The sequence below is a fragment of the Thiothrix sp. UBA5583 genome (genome assembly GCA_002425225.1).
Taxonomy (GTDB): Bacteria; Pseudomonadota; Gammaproteobacteria; order Thiotrichales; family Thiotrichaceae; genus Thiothrix; species Thiothrix moscowensis.
On sequence record DILV01000023.1, the window covers coordinates 57,387 to 71,813 of the forward strand.

At 57.5% G+C, this 14,427-nt stretch carries 16 protein-coding genes; 10 read left to right on the forward strand and 6 right to left on the reverse strand.

Annotated features, from left to right (window positions below):
• Positions 1-43: 43 nt before the first annotated feature.
• The gene (locus B2U47_RS07770) at positions 44-601 is read left to right on the forward strand and encodes a hypothetical protein (protein ID WP_296676106.1); all 558 of its coding nucleotides are present in this window, start codon (positions 44-46) and stop codon (positions 599-601) included.
• 26 nt (positions 602-627) lie between these two features.
• Here B2U47_RS07770 and B2U47_RS07775 read toward each other — a convergent pair whose 3' ends face one another.
• Genes B2U47_RS07775 through cobU form a run of 4 tightly spaced genes read right to left on the reverse strand, consistent with a single transcriptional unit; the run spans position 628 to position 3,552 of the window.
• On the reverse strand, positions 628-1,362 hold the full coding sequence (locus B2U47_RS07775) for an adenosylcobinamide-GDP ribazoletransferase (RefSeq protein ID WP_296676109.1): 735 nt from the start codon (positions 1,360-1,362) through the stop codon (positions 628-630).
• Complete coding sequence (locus tag B2U47_RS07780) at positions 1,359-1,970, reverse strand: histidine phosphatase family protein (protein ID WP_296676111.1); 612 nt, start codon at positions 1,968-1,970, stop codon at positions 1,359-1,361. Before B2U47_RS07780 ends, B2U47_RS07775 begins: the two co-directional genes overlap by 4 nt.
• A 20-nt stretch (positions 1,971-1,990) precedes the next feature.
• Positions 1,991-3,034: a nicotinate-nucleotide--dimethylbenzimidazole phosphoribosyltransferase gene (gene cobT / locus B2U47_RS07785; protein WP_296676113.1), complete on the reverse strand. Its 1,044-nt coding sequence runs from the start codon at positions 3,032-3,034 to the stop codon at positions 1,991-1,993.
• Positions 3,022-3,552: a bifunctional adenosylcobinamide kinase/adenosylcobinamide-phosphate guanylyltransferase gene (gene cobU / locus B2U47_RS07790; RefSeq protein ID WP_296676117.1), complete on the reverse strand. Its 531-nt coding sequence runs from the start codon at positions 3,550-3,552 to the stop codon at positions 3,022-3,024. Before cobU ends, cobT begins: the two co-directional genes overlap by 13 nt.
• Positions 3,553-3,593: 41 nt before the next feature.
• On the opposite strand from cobU, the gene B2U47_RS07795 reads away from it, so the two are divergent.
• From B2U47_RS07795 to B2U47_RS07810, 4 genes are all read left to right on the forward strand, one after another.
• Positions 3,594-4,334 carry a helix-turn-helix domain-containing protein gene (locus B2U47_RS07795; RefSeq protein WP_296676118.1) on the forward strand — a complete coding sequence of 247 codons (741 nt, stop codon included), beginning with the start codon at positions 3,594-3,596 and terminating at the stop codon, positions 4,332-4,334.
• Positions 4,331-5,182, forward strand: coding sequence for a class I SAM-dependent methyltransferase (locus tag B2U47_RS07800; RefSeq protein WP_296676120.1), 852 nt, complete (start codon positions 4,331-4,333; stop codon positions 5,180-5,182). The genes B2U47_RS07795 and B2U47_RS07800 overlap by 4 nt, the downstream gene beginning before the upstream one ends.
• A gap of 373 nt (positions 5,183-5,555) precedes the next feature.
• Positions 5,556-6,362 carry a polyphosphate kinase 2 gene (gene ppk2 / locus B2U47_RS07805; RefSeq protein WP_296683078.1) on the forward strand — a complete coding sequence of 269 codons (807 nt, stop codon included), beginning with the start codon at positions 5,556-5,558 and terminating at the stop codon, positions 6,360-6,362.
• 63 nt (positions 6,363-6,425) lie between these two features.
• Positions 6,426-7,436: a hypothetical protein gene (locus tag B2U47_RS07810; protein WP_296677016.1), complete on the forward strand. Its 1,011-nt coding sequence runs from the start codon at positions 6,426-6,428 to the stop codon at positions 7,434-7,436.
• A 12-nt stretch (positions 7,437-7,448) separates the two neighbouring features.
• On the opposite strand, the gene moaA is transcribed toward B2U47_RS07810, so the two are convergent.
• Complete coding sequence (moaA, locus tag B2U47_RS07815) at positions 7,449-8,459, reverse strand: GTP 3',8-cyclase MoaA (protein ID WP_296677018.1); 1,011 nt, start codon at positions 8,457-8,459, stop codon at positions 7,449-7,451.
• Positions 8,460-8,500: 41 nt separating this feature from the next.
• On the opposite strand from moaA, the gene mobA reads away from it, so the two are divergent.
• The 5 genes from mobA to glp all read left to right on the forward strand — a co-directional run bounded on the left by mobA (position 8,501) and on the right by glp (position 13,248).
• Positions 8,501-9,619 carry a molybdenum cofactor guanylyltransferase MobA gene (mobA, locus tag B2U47_RS07820; protein ID WP_296677021.1) on the forward strand — a complete coding sequence of 373 codons (1,119 nt, stop codon included), beginning with the start codon at positions 8,501-8,503 and terminating at the stop codon, positions 9,617-9,619.
• 63 nt (positions 9,620-9,682) lie between these two features.
• Positions 9,683-10,558: a substrate-binding domain-containing protein gene (locus tag B2U47_RS07825; protein WP_296677023.1), complete on the forward strand. Its 876-nt coding sequence runs from the start codon at positions 9,683-9,685 to the stop codon at positions 10,556-10,558.
• A gap of 6 nt (positions 10,559-10,564) precedes the next feature.
• Complete coding sequence (locus B2U47_RS07830; RefSeq protein WP_296677026.1) at positions 10,565-11,266, forward strand: ABC transporter permease; 702 nt, start codon at positions 10,565-10,567, stop codon at positions 11,264-11,266.
• On the forward strand, positions 11,263-11,961 hold the full coding sequence (locus B2U47_RS07835) for an ABC transporter ATP-binding protein (RefSeq protein WP_296677030.1): 699 nt from the start codon (positions 11,263-11,265) through the stop codon (positions 11,959-11,961). Before B2U47_RS07830 ends, B2U47_RS07835 begins: the two co-directional genes overlap by 4 nt.
• A 21-nt stretch (positions 11,962-11,982) precedes the next feature.
• Positions 11,983-13,248 (forward strand): gephyrin-like molybdotransferase Glp, encoded by a 1,266-nt coding sequence (gene glp / locus B2U47_RS07840; RefSeq protein WP_296677033.1) that lies wholly within the window; start codon positions 11,983-11,985, stop codon positions 13,246-13,248.
• Here the strand turns inward: glp and B2U47_RS07845 are convergent, their stop codons facing one another.
• A complete protein-coding gene (locus B2U47_RS07845; protein WP_296677037.1) occupies positions 13,249-14,427 on the reverse strand; it encodes a transcriptional regulator in 1,179 nt (392 codons plus the stop codon).

Genomic DNA, 14,427 nt, shown 5'->3' on the forward strand with positions numbered 1-14,427 from the left:
CAACCCCTCTCCCTCAAGGGGAGAGGGGCTTTAGGAGACAACAATGTTCACACTTTCAACGAAACACCAATGGCTGGTCGGTAGCATCTTGTTGCTGGTCATGCTGCTGACCCGCAGCCCAATGATTGACCATCTGCAAGATGCGTCATGGGCGGTCTTTTTCCTGCTGGGCTTTTATGTGCGCCCACTGTGGGCAATGCCGCTATTCTGGTTGGCAGGTTTCGCAGTGGATGCCGCTGTCACCAGTACAGGCATTGTTTCCAGCTATTGCTACACACCTGCTTACGGTTTCACTTTCCCGGCGTATGCCGCACTGTGGGGTGCAGGACGCTGGTTCGCACAGCATTACCGTCCTGACTGGCAGGGTCTGGCAACGCTGGCACTCGCCGTTGGTGTAGGAACAGCAGCCTGCTTTGCCATTTCCAACCTCGGCTTTTATCTGTTTGCAGGTTATTTTGAACAAATGGATGCAGCAGCCTACAGCGTATCTGTCCTGAAATACCTGCCCGGTTACTTACAGACGACCATGCTGTATGTTGGCATCGCAGCCCTGATACACATTGCCGTTACGCAAGTGACACCAGCCAAAACCGCGCACTAAGCCGTGTGGCTTGTGTTGGCAGTTGTTCAGACTGCCAACGCAAACCCAAGCAACCACAGCATTTCCCCGCTTTCCACTGCCGCACCCGCCGTATCCCCAGTGCAACCTTGCAAGCGTTGCAACATCATCCGCCGCAACAGCCAAAAGCCGATGAGCGCGGCGAAAAGTCCCTGCATGGAAACCAGCATTGCCACCACCAGCGTTGCCAGCGTGACCCACCATGCTGTTTCACGCGGCAAATGTTCCGTCACTGCACTTGCCAAGCCGCCCGCCCGCACGTAAGGCGTGGTCAGGAACAGCAGCAGCACCAACGCCCGCCCTAATGCCGGGGCAAACAATACCGCCAACCACGCGCCTCTTTCCAGCAACACCACCAGCGCGGCAAATTTCAGCAACAGAAGCCCGACCAACGCGATCACGCCCGCAGCACCGACCAGCGGGTCTTTGAGAATACTGTGGGTCTTTTCCACATCGCCGAAACCGCCAAGCCAAGCATCGGCACTATCCGCTAACCCGTCCAGATGCAGCCCACCGGTGATAGCAGCCCATAGCACGGTAAGAATTGCGGCTAACAGTATTGCCGGTGAATGGGGCAATAACAGAAGGGGAATGCAGAGCAACGCACCAATCAACAGCCCCACCAGCGGGTAAAACAAGGCAGCGCGAGCAAAATCGGAGGCTTCCAGCTTGCCCAGATCAGCCACGGGGATACGGCTAAGAAAAGACAAGGCGAGCAGGAAAGGTAGTAGCCGTTTTTTCATCCCTGAACCAACCCATGCCCTACCACCGAACTCACCCCGTCCGGGTACACCCGTATCCGCGTGATCTGTGCATAACCCACCTCAAATGCCAGGCTTTTCTGGTAAAGAATATCCAACGCCTTCGCCAGCACCACCCGTATCACTCCTGCGTGGGTCAACAGCAACACCCGCTGCCCCGCGTATTGCGTGGTCAGTTCCGCCCATGCTTCATGTACCCGCGCAATAAAAGTTTCCATCGCCTCCCCGTGTGGGGCAATGAAACGACGTGGCTGTTGCCACAATTGCTGCATCAAATCGGGGGACTCTTCCCACAATTCGGTGGATGTTTTACCGACCCAATCACCGAAATCCATTTCCCCGAAACGAACATCTACCCAAAACGGACAGCCCAAACGCTTCGCCAGCATCCGGGCAAAATCGTGGCAACGGCGACTGGGGGAAGTCACTACCACATCCCACTGCCCGTGTTGGGTGGCGCGTGTCAGTTGTTTCCAGCCTTCGTTGCCGAGTGGTTCATGGCTGGGTGCGCAAAACAGGTGGGGAGTAACAACCTGCCCATGGCGCAACAGGTCGATGGTGGTGGGGTTGGGTGTTACAGCGTCATCCATGAGCCAATCTTTCCTCCAAGTTACAATTTTGCGGCGACAGCAGCTTCGGCAAACGTCGCCATGTTGTTATGCAAAGCACAAGCCAAGCGCAATAACGGTACAGCCACTGCCGCCCCGCTGCCCTCGCCCAGCCGCATTCCCAAATCCAGCAGCGGCGGATGTGTAAATGCCGCCAGCGCAAACTTATACCCTTGCTCTGCCGACTGGTGCGACAACAGCAACCATTCCCCGACCGCAGGCTGATAACGCAACGCGACCAATGCTGCTGCCGTACCGATAAAACCATCCACTAGGACCGGCACACCCAATTGCGCTGCTCGCAAATACGCCCCGGTCAGTGCGGCGATTTCAAACCCGCCGATGCAACGCAATGTTTCCATCGGGTCATGGAAATGCTGGCGGTGCTTATTCAAGATGCGGCGAATGACCGTGACTTTGTGCGCCATGCCCGCCGCATCCAGACCCGTTCCTGCACCCGTTGCCTCACGAATAGGCGCATCCAGCAAGGCACAATAAAGGGCGGTAGCTGCGGTAGTGTTAGCAATGCCCATCTCACCACCGATGAAAAGGTCAGCACCCGCAGCATGGGCACGTTCCAGCGCATCCGCCCCGGCTTGCAGGGCAAGGTGTAATTGCGCTTGGCTCATCGCGGCTTCCAGCGCACTGTTTGCCGTGCCGTCGCCTGCGCGTTGGCTGACCAGTTGCGGGTGGAAAAGCGGGGTTTTCACGCCGACATCCACTACCTCCAGTGTTGCGCCTAATTCCCCTGCCAACACGCTAATTGCCGCGCCACCTGCCAGAAAGTTTTGCACCATTTGTGCGGTAACGGCTTGCGGAAAAGCAGAAACACCCTCTTCCGCCACCCCGTGATCGGCGGCAAAAATGCTGATGCAAACCTTGTCCACACACGGCTGTTCGCGCCCTTGCAATCCGGCGAGCATTACCGCAACGGCTTCCAGTGCACCTAACGCGCCCGGTGGCTTGGTAAGTCGCGACTGGCGTTCCAAGGCAACCTCAAGCACACGGGCATCGGGTAACTGACAGGGTGTGTTTAACCATTCCATGTAACTGTTCCTTTCAGTGGGTAGGGCAAACCTGCCACCATGAAAACCACATTATCCACAGATGCCGCCAGTTGCTGGTGCAACCACCCTGCATGATCGACGTAACGGCGTGTCAATTCGCCCAACGGTACAACCCCCAAGCCAACCTCATTGCTGACCAGCAGTACGTCTCCCGGCAAGCTCGGCAAACAGGCAAGTAACCCGGTCGTTTCGGTGTGCAAGCGGGTTTCATCATCCAGGCATAGCAGATTGGTGAGCCACAGGGTCAGACAATCCACCAGCAATACTCGCTGCGGGCGGGCGTGCTGTTGCAGGGCTGCCGCCAATGCCAGCGGCTCCTCCAGCGTTTGCCAGTGGACAGGGCGCATCATTCGGTGATGCTGGATGCGGGCTTGCATTTCCGCATCATGAGCCTGGGCTGTGGCAAGGTAAACCACCTCCCGCCCGGATTGCAGCGCCAGGGTTTCGGCATAGCGGCTCTTGCCTGAACGTGCACCACCAAGGATTAAGGCTTGCATGGGTATGGATAATCCGAAAAGGGACAGTTTACAATAAGCCCATGCCGCAAACGACCGAACTCATTATCACCCTGAAAAAACTGCTCAAGCGCCACAACAAGACTTACGCAGATGTGGCTGCCTGCCTGCAATTATCAGAAGCCAGTGTCAAACGCCTATTTTCCGAACAAAACCTGTCGCTGCAACGCCTGGATGAAATATGTACCCTGCTGGACATGGAAATCACCGATCTCGTCCACGAAATGCAGGCCGAACACCGCAAACCGATCAGTGAACTCAGCCACGCGCAGGAAAAGGAAATTGCCGATGACCTGTTCCTGATGATGGTGACAGTGTGTGTGCTTAACCGCTGGTCATTGCAGGATATTGTCAGCCGTTACAACTTCAGTGAAACCCAAGTCATCCGTTACCTTGCCCACCTTGACCGCTTGCGTATCATCGAATTGCAACCCGGCAACCGCATCAAGCTGCTGGTCGCGCCCAATTTCAAATGGCGGGATGACGGGCCGATCATGCAACTGTTCCGCGCCAAGATTGAAAGCGAGTATTTCCGCACCAGCTTTAGCAAGGATAGCGAGAAACTGCTCGTGTTGAACGGCATGTTGAGCGATGCCAGCAATGCCCTGTTCCAGCGCAAAATGGCGCAGCTTGCCAAGGATTTCGACACCCTCAGCAAGGATGACGCCAGCCTGCCGATCGGGGAACGCAAAGGCTCCACCGTGCTGGTTGCCATGCGTGACTGGGATTATGAGCGCCTGTTCGGGGATCAACGCAAGCCATGAACCCGCGCATCCATACCCAGAGCTGGGAAGATTACGAGCTGATTGACGCAGGTAACGGCAAGAAGCTGGAACGCTGGGGTTCGATAATCACCATCCGCCCTGAAGTGCAGGCTTACTTCAAACCCGCTCAGACCCATGCCGAATGGCAACGGCAAGCCCACTGGGAATTTCACGAAACCGGCAAGCAATCCGGGCAATGGCAAGCCCTGCAAGCTGATGCGCCCGCTAGCTGGCAAATCCGTTACCAGAACTTGCGCTTCCAGCTCGAACTGACCCGTTTCAAGCACCTTGGCCTGTTCCCGGAACAGCGCTGCAACTGGGATTTCATTGCGGAACACCTGCCTGCCGAGGGGCGCTTCCTCAACCTGTTTGCCTACACCGGGGCAGCATCCTGCATGGCACGCCACACCGGGGCGGAAACCCTGCATGTTGATTCCGTCAAGCAACTGATCACCTGGGCAAACACCAACATGGCACTCAGCGGACTGGCTGACATCAAGTGGATCCGCGAAGACGCCCTGACTTTCGCCGCGCGTGAATGCAAACGTGGCAAACAATACCACGGCATCATCATGGATCCCCCCGCCTGGGGGCTAGGCGTCAAAGGCGAACAATGGAAGCTGGAAAACCAACTGACAAACCTGCTGAGCAATGCCAATCAATTGCTGACACCTGGTGGATTCCTGATTCTCAACACCTATTCCCCCAGCATTAGCTTGCCTGACATCGCCCGGTTGGCACAGCAACACTTTCACTCCAGGCACTGCGAATGGCGCGAATTGTGGATGCAAACCAGCACAGGCAAGGAGCTTTATTACGGCAACCTGCTGCGAGCGTTCAAAAAATAGCCTTTTGGCGGCTGCACTGACATTTGTCAGCACATTCTTGCCACCCGTTTATTAATATCGGAAAGTTACTGTTTGCTTAAAAAGTCATGTGGAGTGCTCAATGAATAATGAACAAACCGGCGAAAACCAAAACTTCGATACCGAACTGACGACAGAAACTGCCGTCGAAACCTTTACTGTCCTGCAAGCCCGTTCCGAAGCACAGGATGCACAGATTACTGCTGCCGAAGACATTCTGGATCGTACCGAACCCAAACCATCGGACACGGCGGCGGCTTTCAAAGCGCTGGAAGCCATTCTGGAAGGCGCATCCCCGGATGACGCTGCCGCCCTCAAGGTTGCCCTGCAACGCTGGCAGAAATTTGAAGCCAAAATGCCGGTCAGCCCGGATGATGAACTGGTTGACGACTGGCGTAACGCGGTTTACCCCTACAAAAACCGCCTGTCACGCAAAGCCTATGAAAAACAGAAATACTACCTGCAAGTCGAGTTGCTCAAGTTGCAAGCCTGGGTCAAAGAAACCGGGCAGCGGGTCGTCATCCTGTTTGAAGGGCGTGATGCCGCCGGTAAGGGTGGTACGATCAAGCGTTTCATGGAACACCTCAATCCGCGTGGTGCTCGAGTCGTGGCACTGGAAAAACCCACGGATACCGAGCGTGGGCAATGGTATTTCCAGCGTTATATCCAGCATCTGCCAGCCGCAGGCGAAATCGTGCTGTTTGACCGCTCCTGGTACAACCGTGCCGGTGTCGAGCGCGTCATGGGTTTCTGTAACGAAAACGAATACCTGGCTTTCATGCGCCAGGCTCCAGAGCTGGAACGCCACTTGGTCAACAGTGGCGTCCACATCATCAAGTTCTGGTTCTCGGTCAGCCGCAAAGAACAGCGCCGCCGCTTCAAGGAACGTGAGCTGCATCCGCTCAAGCAGTGGAAACTCAGCCCGATTGACCTTGCTTCCCTCGAAAAATGGGACGATTACAGCAAAGCCAAGGAAGCGATGTTCTTCCACACCGACACCTCCGAGTGCCCGTGGATCATCATCAAATCAGACTGCAAAAAACGCGCCCGCCTCAATGCGATGCGCTACGTGCTGAACAAACTGGAATACAAAGGCAGGGATTCCCGCAACATCAACGGGGTTGACCCACTGATAGTGGGACGTGCCAGCCTGAGCAGTTAATAGCCATGTAAACTGATTGAAACTTTTCTTCTTTACTCCCGGTCATAGTCAGAATTAATATCCATGAATCTTTTCGACTATTTCCGGGAGGAAATCCAAGTGCACACTATTTATTCCAAAAAGTTCCTTACCTTGATCGCATTGTCATCCCTGTTGACATTAACTGCCTGCGGAGGTGGCGGTGGCGGTGGCGGAAACAGTGGCGTCACAACGGTACAGGTCAACGCTAGAGAGGCGGCACAAATTTATATTGCCAGCGTAAATACCCAAAATATGCTTATAACCTTGGCAATGGAGGAGGTACCCTATCTCGTATCGGCAGGTAAAACCTCTGCACGGGATACAGGTGTTAATTCTTGTTCGTTGGGTGGTTCAACAACACTGCGTTTTTCTGATAATGACCGCAACTCTTCCGTATCCACAGGTGATACCTACACCACTACCTACAACAACTGCAACGATGGTAATGGTACAGTCTATGTGTCAGGCAACATTTCCGGCACGATCACCGCAGCCAACGGGACACTGCCGGACTTCCTCTATGCAGGCAACCCATTTGGGGCATCTAACTGGTCTGTCCAACAGAACATGACTTTTACAAACTTTGTCACCAGAAATAGCTCCAGCAGCGAAACCAGTACCATCAATGGCTCTGCTACTGTAAATGTCTCTTATGACGCAAACAGGATAACCTACAATTCCAGCTTGACCACCAACCGCTTGCAAAGTACAGACACTTTTGCTGGTCAGCAGACACAGTTTATCTATAACCCATCCAATTTTGCCTATAGCCAAAATGTCAGTGGTGCTTACAGCATAGATCATGATGTCAGCATGAGCTTTTCCATGGACAACCAGGTTATCAACCTGACCTATACCACCGCACCGCCATTTGGCGGCAATACTGACTCCGAACCAACGACAGGGCAAGTTTTGGTACAGGGTGCAGGCCAGCCAACCATGCGGGTAACGGCTTTGGCAAATGGGCTATTTGCGTTGCTGGAAACAGACAACAATAACGATGGTATTTTTGAATCTTCGGAACAGGCTTACTGGGGTAGTCTGGGTTTCTAGTAACCGCCCGACTCAGCCGCCCGTCACGCTCATGTGGCGAAAAATGACGGGCTGCCCCCCCAGTGCAAATTCATGCCCTTGCGGCTTGATCGCCATCGACGCCAGCAGTGCCTCACGCACCTTCTCATCCTCAGTCGGATTGGCTCGCAATACCCGGCGCAAATCCACCGAATGTTCCTGCCCCAGACACAGCAATAGCCGCCCTTCTGCCGTCACCCGCACCCGGTTGCAGGTGTCGCAGAAATTGTGGCTGTGCGGGGAAATGAAGCCGATCCGGTAAGGGCTGCCTGCCGGTTTGACGTAGCGGGCTGGCCCGCCGGTATTGTCTTCCACCTCATGCAGTTCCATCTGCTGCTGCAAATCGCGCAGGATGTCATCGCTGGAATAATAGGCTTCGGCACGGTCGTGGTCGCCAATCACGCCCAGTGGCATTTCCTCAATGAAGGTGATGTCCATCCCCCGCCCGTGGGCAAATTCCACCAAGTCCATGATTTCATCGTGGTTGTGGTGTTTGAGGATCACCGCATTCAACTTGACGCGCTCGAAACCGGCCTCCAGTGCCGCATCAATCCCCGCCATCACCTTGCTGATGTCGCCGAGGCGGGTCAGGGCATGGAAACGGTCGGGCTTGAGGGTGTCGAGGCTGATATTGATACGGGTCACTCCGGCATCTTTCAGTTCCTGCGCGTAGCGGGCAAGCTGTGTGCCATTGGTGGTCAGGGTCAGGTCGCGTAAGCCTTCCAGTTGACCCAGGTCGCGGAACAGCTTGAGGATATTGCGCCGTACCAAGGGTTCACCCCCGGTGATGCGGATTTTATGCACACCAAGATCGACGAAGGCTTTGCCCAGCCGTGCCATTTCTTCCAGCGTCAGCAACTGTTCGCGTGGCAGGAAGGTCATGTCTTCGCACATGCAGTACACACAGCGCAAGTCGCAGCGGTCGGTGACGGAAAGGCGCACGTAAGTAACCTGCCGCCCGAAGCGGTCAACCAGCAGGTTTTTGTCGGGGTTAGTTGCTATCATAGGTTTGTTTTACCAAGTTCAAGCCGGGAGCCGCAATAAGCATGACGGAGCATGGGGAATGGCGCAAGGGGAGTACCACCGCAGTGGTACTGGCAGGCGGACAAGGTAGCCGCATGGGCGGGCAGGACAAAGGCTTGCTGCTGTTCCACGGGCGTCCGCTGATCGAACACGTGCTGGATGGTTTGCAAGCACAGGTCGGCAAGGTGCTGATCAGCGCCAACCGCCATGCCGATAGCTACCGGCGTTACGGCATGGTCATCGCTGACGTGGTGGAAGGCTTTCAGGGGCCACTGGCGGGTTTCGCTGCGGCCTTGCGGGTCGCCAGCACGCCTTATGTCCTCACCGTGCCGTGTGATGCGCCCAATGTGCCACCACAACTGGCAGAGCGGCTGTTAACCGCCTTGCAAAGCGAAGGGGCGGAACTGGCGGTGGCGCACGACGGTTTCCGCCTGCAACCTGTGTACGCGCTGTTGTCGCAATGCCTGCTGGACGATCTGCAAGCCTACCTGCAACAGGGGGGGCGCAGCCCGCATGACTGGTACAAACGCCACCGCATGGCAGTGGTAGATTTTTCCGACTGCGCAGCCATGTTCCGCAACATGAATACCCCGGCGGACAAGCAGATGCTGGAAGGGCGCGTGCCTTTGCTGGGTTTCTGCGCCTACAGCGGCACGGGCAAGACCACTTTGCTGACCCAGGTGATCCCGCTGTTGAAGGCGGCAGGTTTGCGCATTGCGGTGGTCAAGCATACCCACCATGTCATTGACCTCGACCAGCCGGGCAAGGACAGCTACCGGATGCGCGAAGCCGGGGCGCAACAGGTGGTGCTGGCCTCGCACCAGCGCATCATTTCCCTGCGTGAAGTCGGGCATGAGCGCCAGCGTGAAGCCTCACTGGCCGACGCCATCAGCGGCATCCTGCCGGAAAACACCGACCTGATCCTGGTGGAAGGTTTCAAGCACGAGCCGTATCCCAAGATCGAACTGCACCGCCCGAGTGTCGGCAAACCACTGATGTTTCCGACTGACGGCAATATCATCGCCATAGCCACCGATGACCCTGCGCTGGATGTGCCGCCCCATTTGCCAAAACTGGATCTCAACCAGCCACAAACAGTGGCAGATTACATCCTCCAGCGTCTGCACGGCAAACCAACCTAAAACCAACCTTTGGTTTTTACAGTCAGGTTGGGAATGTTGTAAGCAAGAGAGAGGAGAAGCACCATGAAATCAACCCGCCTGTTCGCTGGCCTGCTGGCTGTTAGCCTGAGCCTGACGGCTTTCGCCATCCATGCCGACGACACCAAGCCACCCGCCAACAAGGTCATCAAGATGGCCACCACCACCAGCACCGAAAATTCCGGTCTGTTGCAGGACATCCTGCCCAAATTTGAAGCCAACAGCGGCTACAGCGTGCAAGTGATCGCCGTCGGTTCCGGCAAGGCGCTGAAAATGGGCGAAGACGGCGATGTGGATGTGGTGCTGTCGCACGCCCCTGCTGCCGAAAAGGAATTCGTGGAAAAAGGCTTCGGCGACAAGCGCTACCCGGTGATGTACAACGATTTCATCATTCTGGGGCCGGAAACTGATCCGGCTGCCATCAAGGGTTCCACAACTGCCCCGGAAGCCCTTGGCAAGATTGCCGCCAAACAGGCTGTCTTCATTTCCCGTGGTGATGATTCCGGCACGCACAAGAAAGAGCTGAAACTGTGGGAAGCTGCCAGCACCCAACCGGCAGGCGAATGGTATCGTGAAGCCGGGGATGGCATGGAAAAGGTCATCCAGATGGCAGGCGAACTGTCAGCCTACACCCTGGCTGACCGGGGAACCTGGCTGTCGGCAATGGACAAATCCCCGCTGAAAATCCTGCACGAAGGTGACAAGGATCTGTTCAACCCTTACGGCATCATCGCCGTGAGCCAGAGCCGTTACGCTGACATCAACCACGCGGGTGCGCAGGCATTGATTGACTGGATGGTGTCCGCCGAAGGCCAGCAGGCCATTGGTAACTTCAAGGTGCATGACAGCGTGCTGTTTACCCCCAATGCTGACAAAGCAGACAGTAAACCTGCCGAGGCTGCCCCCGCCGCAGCCAAATAAACCCGCATGGCAACCTTGCTGGATGCCAGCGCCGATGCCCTGACCCTGCTGTTCAGCGGGGATCAGGCGTTGTGGGAAATCGTCGGCATTTCGTTTGAAGTCTCGGCGCTGGCCTTGCTGATTGCCACGCCCCCCGCCCTGTTGCTGGCATTCGTACTGGCGTATGGGCAATTCCCCGGCAGACGCCTGACCATTGCGCTGTTCAGTACCCTGTTGTCCGTACCCACGGTGGTGATCGGCCTGACCCTGTACCTGCTGCTGTCGCGGCAGGGGCCGCTGGGGGAATGGCGCTTGCTGTTCACCCAGACCGCGATGGTGATGGGGCAGGTGGTGCTGGCGTTTCCGATGCTGGTGTCAATCGGCCACTCGGCCTTGCAGGCGGCTGACCGGCGGGCGTGGGAAACGGCACGTACCTTGGGGGCATCACACCTGCGGGCGCTGCTGACCATTACCTACGAAGTGCGTTTCGGCCTGCTGGCAGCGGTGTTGGCTTCGTTCGGGCGCATCATTTCGGAAGTGGGCGCGTCGATGATGCTGGGTGGCAATATCCTGCACCATACCCGCAATATCCCCACCGCAATTGCGCTGGAAACCAGCAAGGGTGAATTCGCCCAGGGCATTGCGCTGGGCATGGTGCTGCTGGTGCTGGCTTTCACCCTCAACGCCTTGCTGCACCACTTTCAGGGCAAAGGACACATCGGCTCATGAATGAACTGCATTTCCGCCATATCCATCAGCATTTCCAGCAACGCCACATCCTCGACGGGCTGGAACTGAGCCTGTGCCAGACGCATTGCACCCTGCTGACCGGCGACAATGGCGCGGGCAAGACCACCCTGTTGCGCATCCTCGCCGGGTTCGACAAGCCGGAGCAGTTCCAGGTCGATACCGGCTTTGGCCTGCTCAACTGGAAGCAGTACCGCAAGACCCTGCAACCCAGCGTGCTGTACCTGCACCAGCAGCCCTACATGTTTGAAGGCAGCGTGCGCGACAACCTCGATTACGCCCTGCCACGCCAGCTCGACAAAGCCGTGCGGCAGGCACGCATCCAGCAGGCATTGCAATGGGCGGTGCTGGAACGCATTGCCGACACCCCGGCAAAAACCCTGTCAGGTGGCGAATACCAGCGGGTGGCGCTGGCACGGGCATGGCTGCGGCAACCGCGCATCCTGCTGCTGGATGAACCCACCGCCAATATGGACAAGGATGCCCGCTTACGCACCATCCAGTTGTTGCGCCAGTTGCGGGATGACGGCATGGCCTTGCTGGTTGCCAGCCACGACCCAGACTATTTTTCCTCGCTGGTCAACGAACACCTGCATTTGCAGGCAGGTAAGCTGCAAGCGGTTACAGCCAGGGCGCGATTCGCTAACATAACCCCCTTGCACCACTTTGCCTCATGAGCAGACCGGGAGTCACCCTGCATGGATACCAACACCACCCTCCGCACCAGCGCCAGTTGCGCTGACAGCCAAGACCCCACCAGCCTGTCGGTGGCTGCTGCCCGTAGCCGCATTCTGGCCGCCTTGCCCGACATCACCCCCGCCATCAAGCGCCCGTTGCGCGATGCGCTGGGACAGGTGCTGGCAGTGGAGGTGATTTCACCGTTCAACGTCCCCAACCACACCAACTCGGCGATGGATGGCTATGCGCTGCGCGGGGCGGATTTGCCGCAGGATGCCATTGGTGAGTTCCGCCTGATCGGCACAGCCTATGCGGGGCAAGCGTTTGCCGGTGCGTGTGCAGAAGGCGAATGCGTGCGCATCATGACCGGCGCTGCCATCCCGGACGGTACAGATACGGTGGTGATGCAGGAACAGGCCGAAGTCGCCGGGGAAAACCTGATCCGTATCGGCACTGGCCACCGCAGCGGTCAAAACGTGCGTCATGCCGGGGAAGACATTGCGCTGGGCAGTGCCGTCCTGAAAGCAGGTCAGCGCATCAACCCTGCCGACCTCGGCGTATTGGCCTCGCTGGGGATTGGCGAAGTCGCCGTCTACCGCCCATTGCGGGTGGCGTTCTTTTCCACCGGGGATGAGTTGCGCTCAATCGGCGAACCGCTGGCACACGGGCAAGTCTACGACAGCAACCGTTACACCCTGTACGGCATGTTGCAACAACTGGGTGCTGACATCCTCGACATGGGGGTGGTGCGTGATGACCCGGCTTCGCTGGAAGCTGCCCTGCAACAAGCATCCGCCGCTGCTGACGTGGTGATCACCTCCGGCGGCGTGTCGGTGGGGGAGGCCGATTACATCAAGGGCATCCTCGCCCGGCTGGGGCAGATCAGTTTCTGGAAAATTGCCATCAAGCCGGGACGTCCGCTGGCGTTCGGTACGCTGGGCAAGGCGCTGTTCTTTGGCTTGCCGGGCAATCCGGTGGCGGTGATGGTGACATTCCTGCAATTCGTGCAACCGGCATTGCTGAAACTGGCGGGGCAACACGACTACGAACCGCTGCTGCTGGATGTGGTCTGCAACAGCCGCCTGAAAAAGCAGCCGGGACGCACCGAATACCAGCGCGGCATCCTCAGGCGTGACGGTGGCAGGTTGGTGGTGGAAAAGACCGGCTATCAGGGGTCGGGGATGCTGACTTCCATGAGCCAGGCCAATTGCCTGATCATCCTGCCGGAGGCATGTGCAACAGTGGAGGTGGGGGATGTGGTGCAGGTGCAGATGCTGGGGTGGTAGCTATGACGACTCCCCCACCAGTTCCGCCAGCCGTTCCCGTACCCGCTCACTGCCTTGCGCCCCGTTGCACAAACTGCCGATCAGCACCTCCGGGTCACGGCAGGCAGCCACGACCTGTTCCATCACCGCTTCGATGCAGTTGCGCCATTCTTCCAGTTCCGGTGATGCAGAGCTGGGCATGAACACGCCCCGGTACAGGTTGAGCGCCTGGTCGGCTTGTTGATCCTTGAGCAATTGCCAGAGGATGACGAAATCCGCCCAGGTGGAAACCAGCAGGCGGTAGGGGCGTGAACCGATCTGCCCATCCAGCAGGTGACGCAGGTGGGACAGTTCCGCCTTGAGGGAGGCCAGGGTCACAGGGGCATCGCCATACAGGGCAGAATGCAGCCCCGCCAGCGGCAAGCCCTGCGGGTTGAGGATCAGCAGGCAGAGGATTTCCGTCTGCCGCAGTGACAGGTGAATTTCCTGCCCGCGAAAGATCACGCGCGGAAAGCCCAGGGCGTGGATTTGCAGTTCGGCATGGCGTTGGCTGTCGGGCAAATGCCGCCGGATGGTGCGAGCCAGTTCCGTCACCGCCAGTTCCCCGAACGGGGTATGGTTGTCCCACAGGGTGGCAACGCTGAAAATGCCGAGGGTTTCGCCGGATTGCGGGTGCAATATGGGGGTGGCGTAACACACCCAGTCGTGCATGTAGCGCGAATAATGTTCCGCAGCAAACACCACCACGGTGCGGCGATGGCGCAAGGCCAGGGCAATGGCATTGGTTCCGGCGGAACGTTCATCCCAGCAACTGCCTGCCACTAAATGGACTCTGGCAGCCCGCCCGTGCATGTAAGGGTTGGCTGAAGTCCACAGAATCCGCCCTAGGCCATCTGCCATGGCGGCTACCATGGAGCCATCCGCCACGACCTGTTCCAGCGCTGCCTGTACCGGCAGGATGGCCTGCCGCAGGGGGGAAGCTTCCCACAGTTTTTGCGGCAGGGGTTGCACTTCCAGTGGGGCAGCCGTTTTCCACGGATTGAGGTGTTGCAGGCAGCGTCGCCAGGAAGCCGCAATATCGGCGGCGAGTACACTGCCCGTGGTTGGCAAGGCTCCGCCGGTGACAAAGGTTTGCCATACCTGAGCCAAGGCTTGCTGACGTTGTTCCAGAACCTCCCGGCGGCTGGGTTGTTGCAGCAT

What these genes read in the sequence shown, in the direction of transcription:
- B2U47_RS07775 (WP_296676109.1), bottom strand. Translation starts at nt 1,362, where the DNA reads ATGAAAAAACGGCTACTACCTTTCCTGCTCGCCTTGTCTTTTCTTAGC.
- B2U47_RS07835 (WP_296677030.1), top strand. Translation starts at nt 11,263, where the DNA reads ATGAATGAACTGCATTTCCGCCATATCCATCAGCATTTCCAGCAACGC.
- cobT (WP_296676113.1), bottom strand. Translation starts at nt 3,034, where the DNA reads ATGGAATGGTTAAACACACCCTGTCAGTTACCCGATGCCCGTGTGCTT.
- B2U47_RS07845 (WP_296677037.1), bottom strand. Translation starts at nt 14,427, where the DNA reads ATGCTGCAACAACCCAGCCGCCGGGAGGTTCTGGAACAACGTCAGCAA.
- mobA (WP_296677021.1), top strand. Translation starts at nt 8,501, where the DNA reads ATGACGGAGCATGGGGAATGGCGCAAGGGGAGTACCACCGCAGTGGTA.
- B2U47_RS07780 (WP_296676111.1), bottom strand. Translation starts at nt 1,970, where the DNA reads ATGGATGACGCTGTAACACCCAACCCCACCACCATCGACCTGTTGCGC.
- B2U47_RS07830 (WP_296677026.1), top strand. Translation starts at nt 10,565, where the DNA reads ATGGCAACCTTGCTGGATGCCAGCGCCGATGCCCTGACCCTGCTGTTC.
- ppk2 (WP_296683078.1), top strand. Translation starts at nt 5,556, where the DNA reads ATGCCGGTCAGCCCGGATGATGAACTGGTTGACGACTGGCGTAACGCG.
- moaA (WP_296677018.1), bottom strand. Translation starts at nt 8,459, where the DNA reads ATGATAGCAACTAACCCCGACAAAAACCTGCTGGTTGACCGCTTCGGG.
- B2U47_RS07825 (WP_296677023.1), top strand. Translation starts at nt 9,683, where the DNA reads ATGAAATCAACCCGCCTGTTCGCTGGCCTGCTGGCTGTTAGCCTGAGC.
- B2U47_RS07795 (WP_296676118.1), top strand. Translation starts at nt 3,594, where the DNA reads ATGCCGCAAACGACCGAACTCATTATCACCCTGAAAAAACTGCTCAAG.
- B2U47_RS07770 (WP_296676106.1), top strand. Translation starts at nt 44, where the DNA reads ATGTTCACACTTTCAACGAAACACCAATGGCTGGTCGGTAGCATCTTG.
- glp (WP_296677033.1), top strand. Translation starts at nt 11,983, where the DNA reads ATGGATACCAACACCACCCTCCGCACCAGCGCCAGTTGCGCTGACAGC.
- B2U47_RS07810 (WP_296677016.1), top strand. Translation starts at nt 6,426, where the DNA reads ATGAATCTTTTCGACTATTTCCGGGAGGAAATCCAAGTGCACACTATT.
- cobU (WP_296676117.1), bottom strand. Translation starts at nt 3,552, where the DNA reads ATGCAAGCCTTAATCCTTGGTGGTGCACGTTCAGGCAAGAGCCGCTAT.
- B2U47_RS07800 (WP_296676120.1), top strand. Translation starts at nt 4,331, where the DNA reads ATGAACCCGCGCATCCATACCCAGAGCTGGGAAGATTACGAGCTGATT.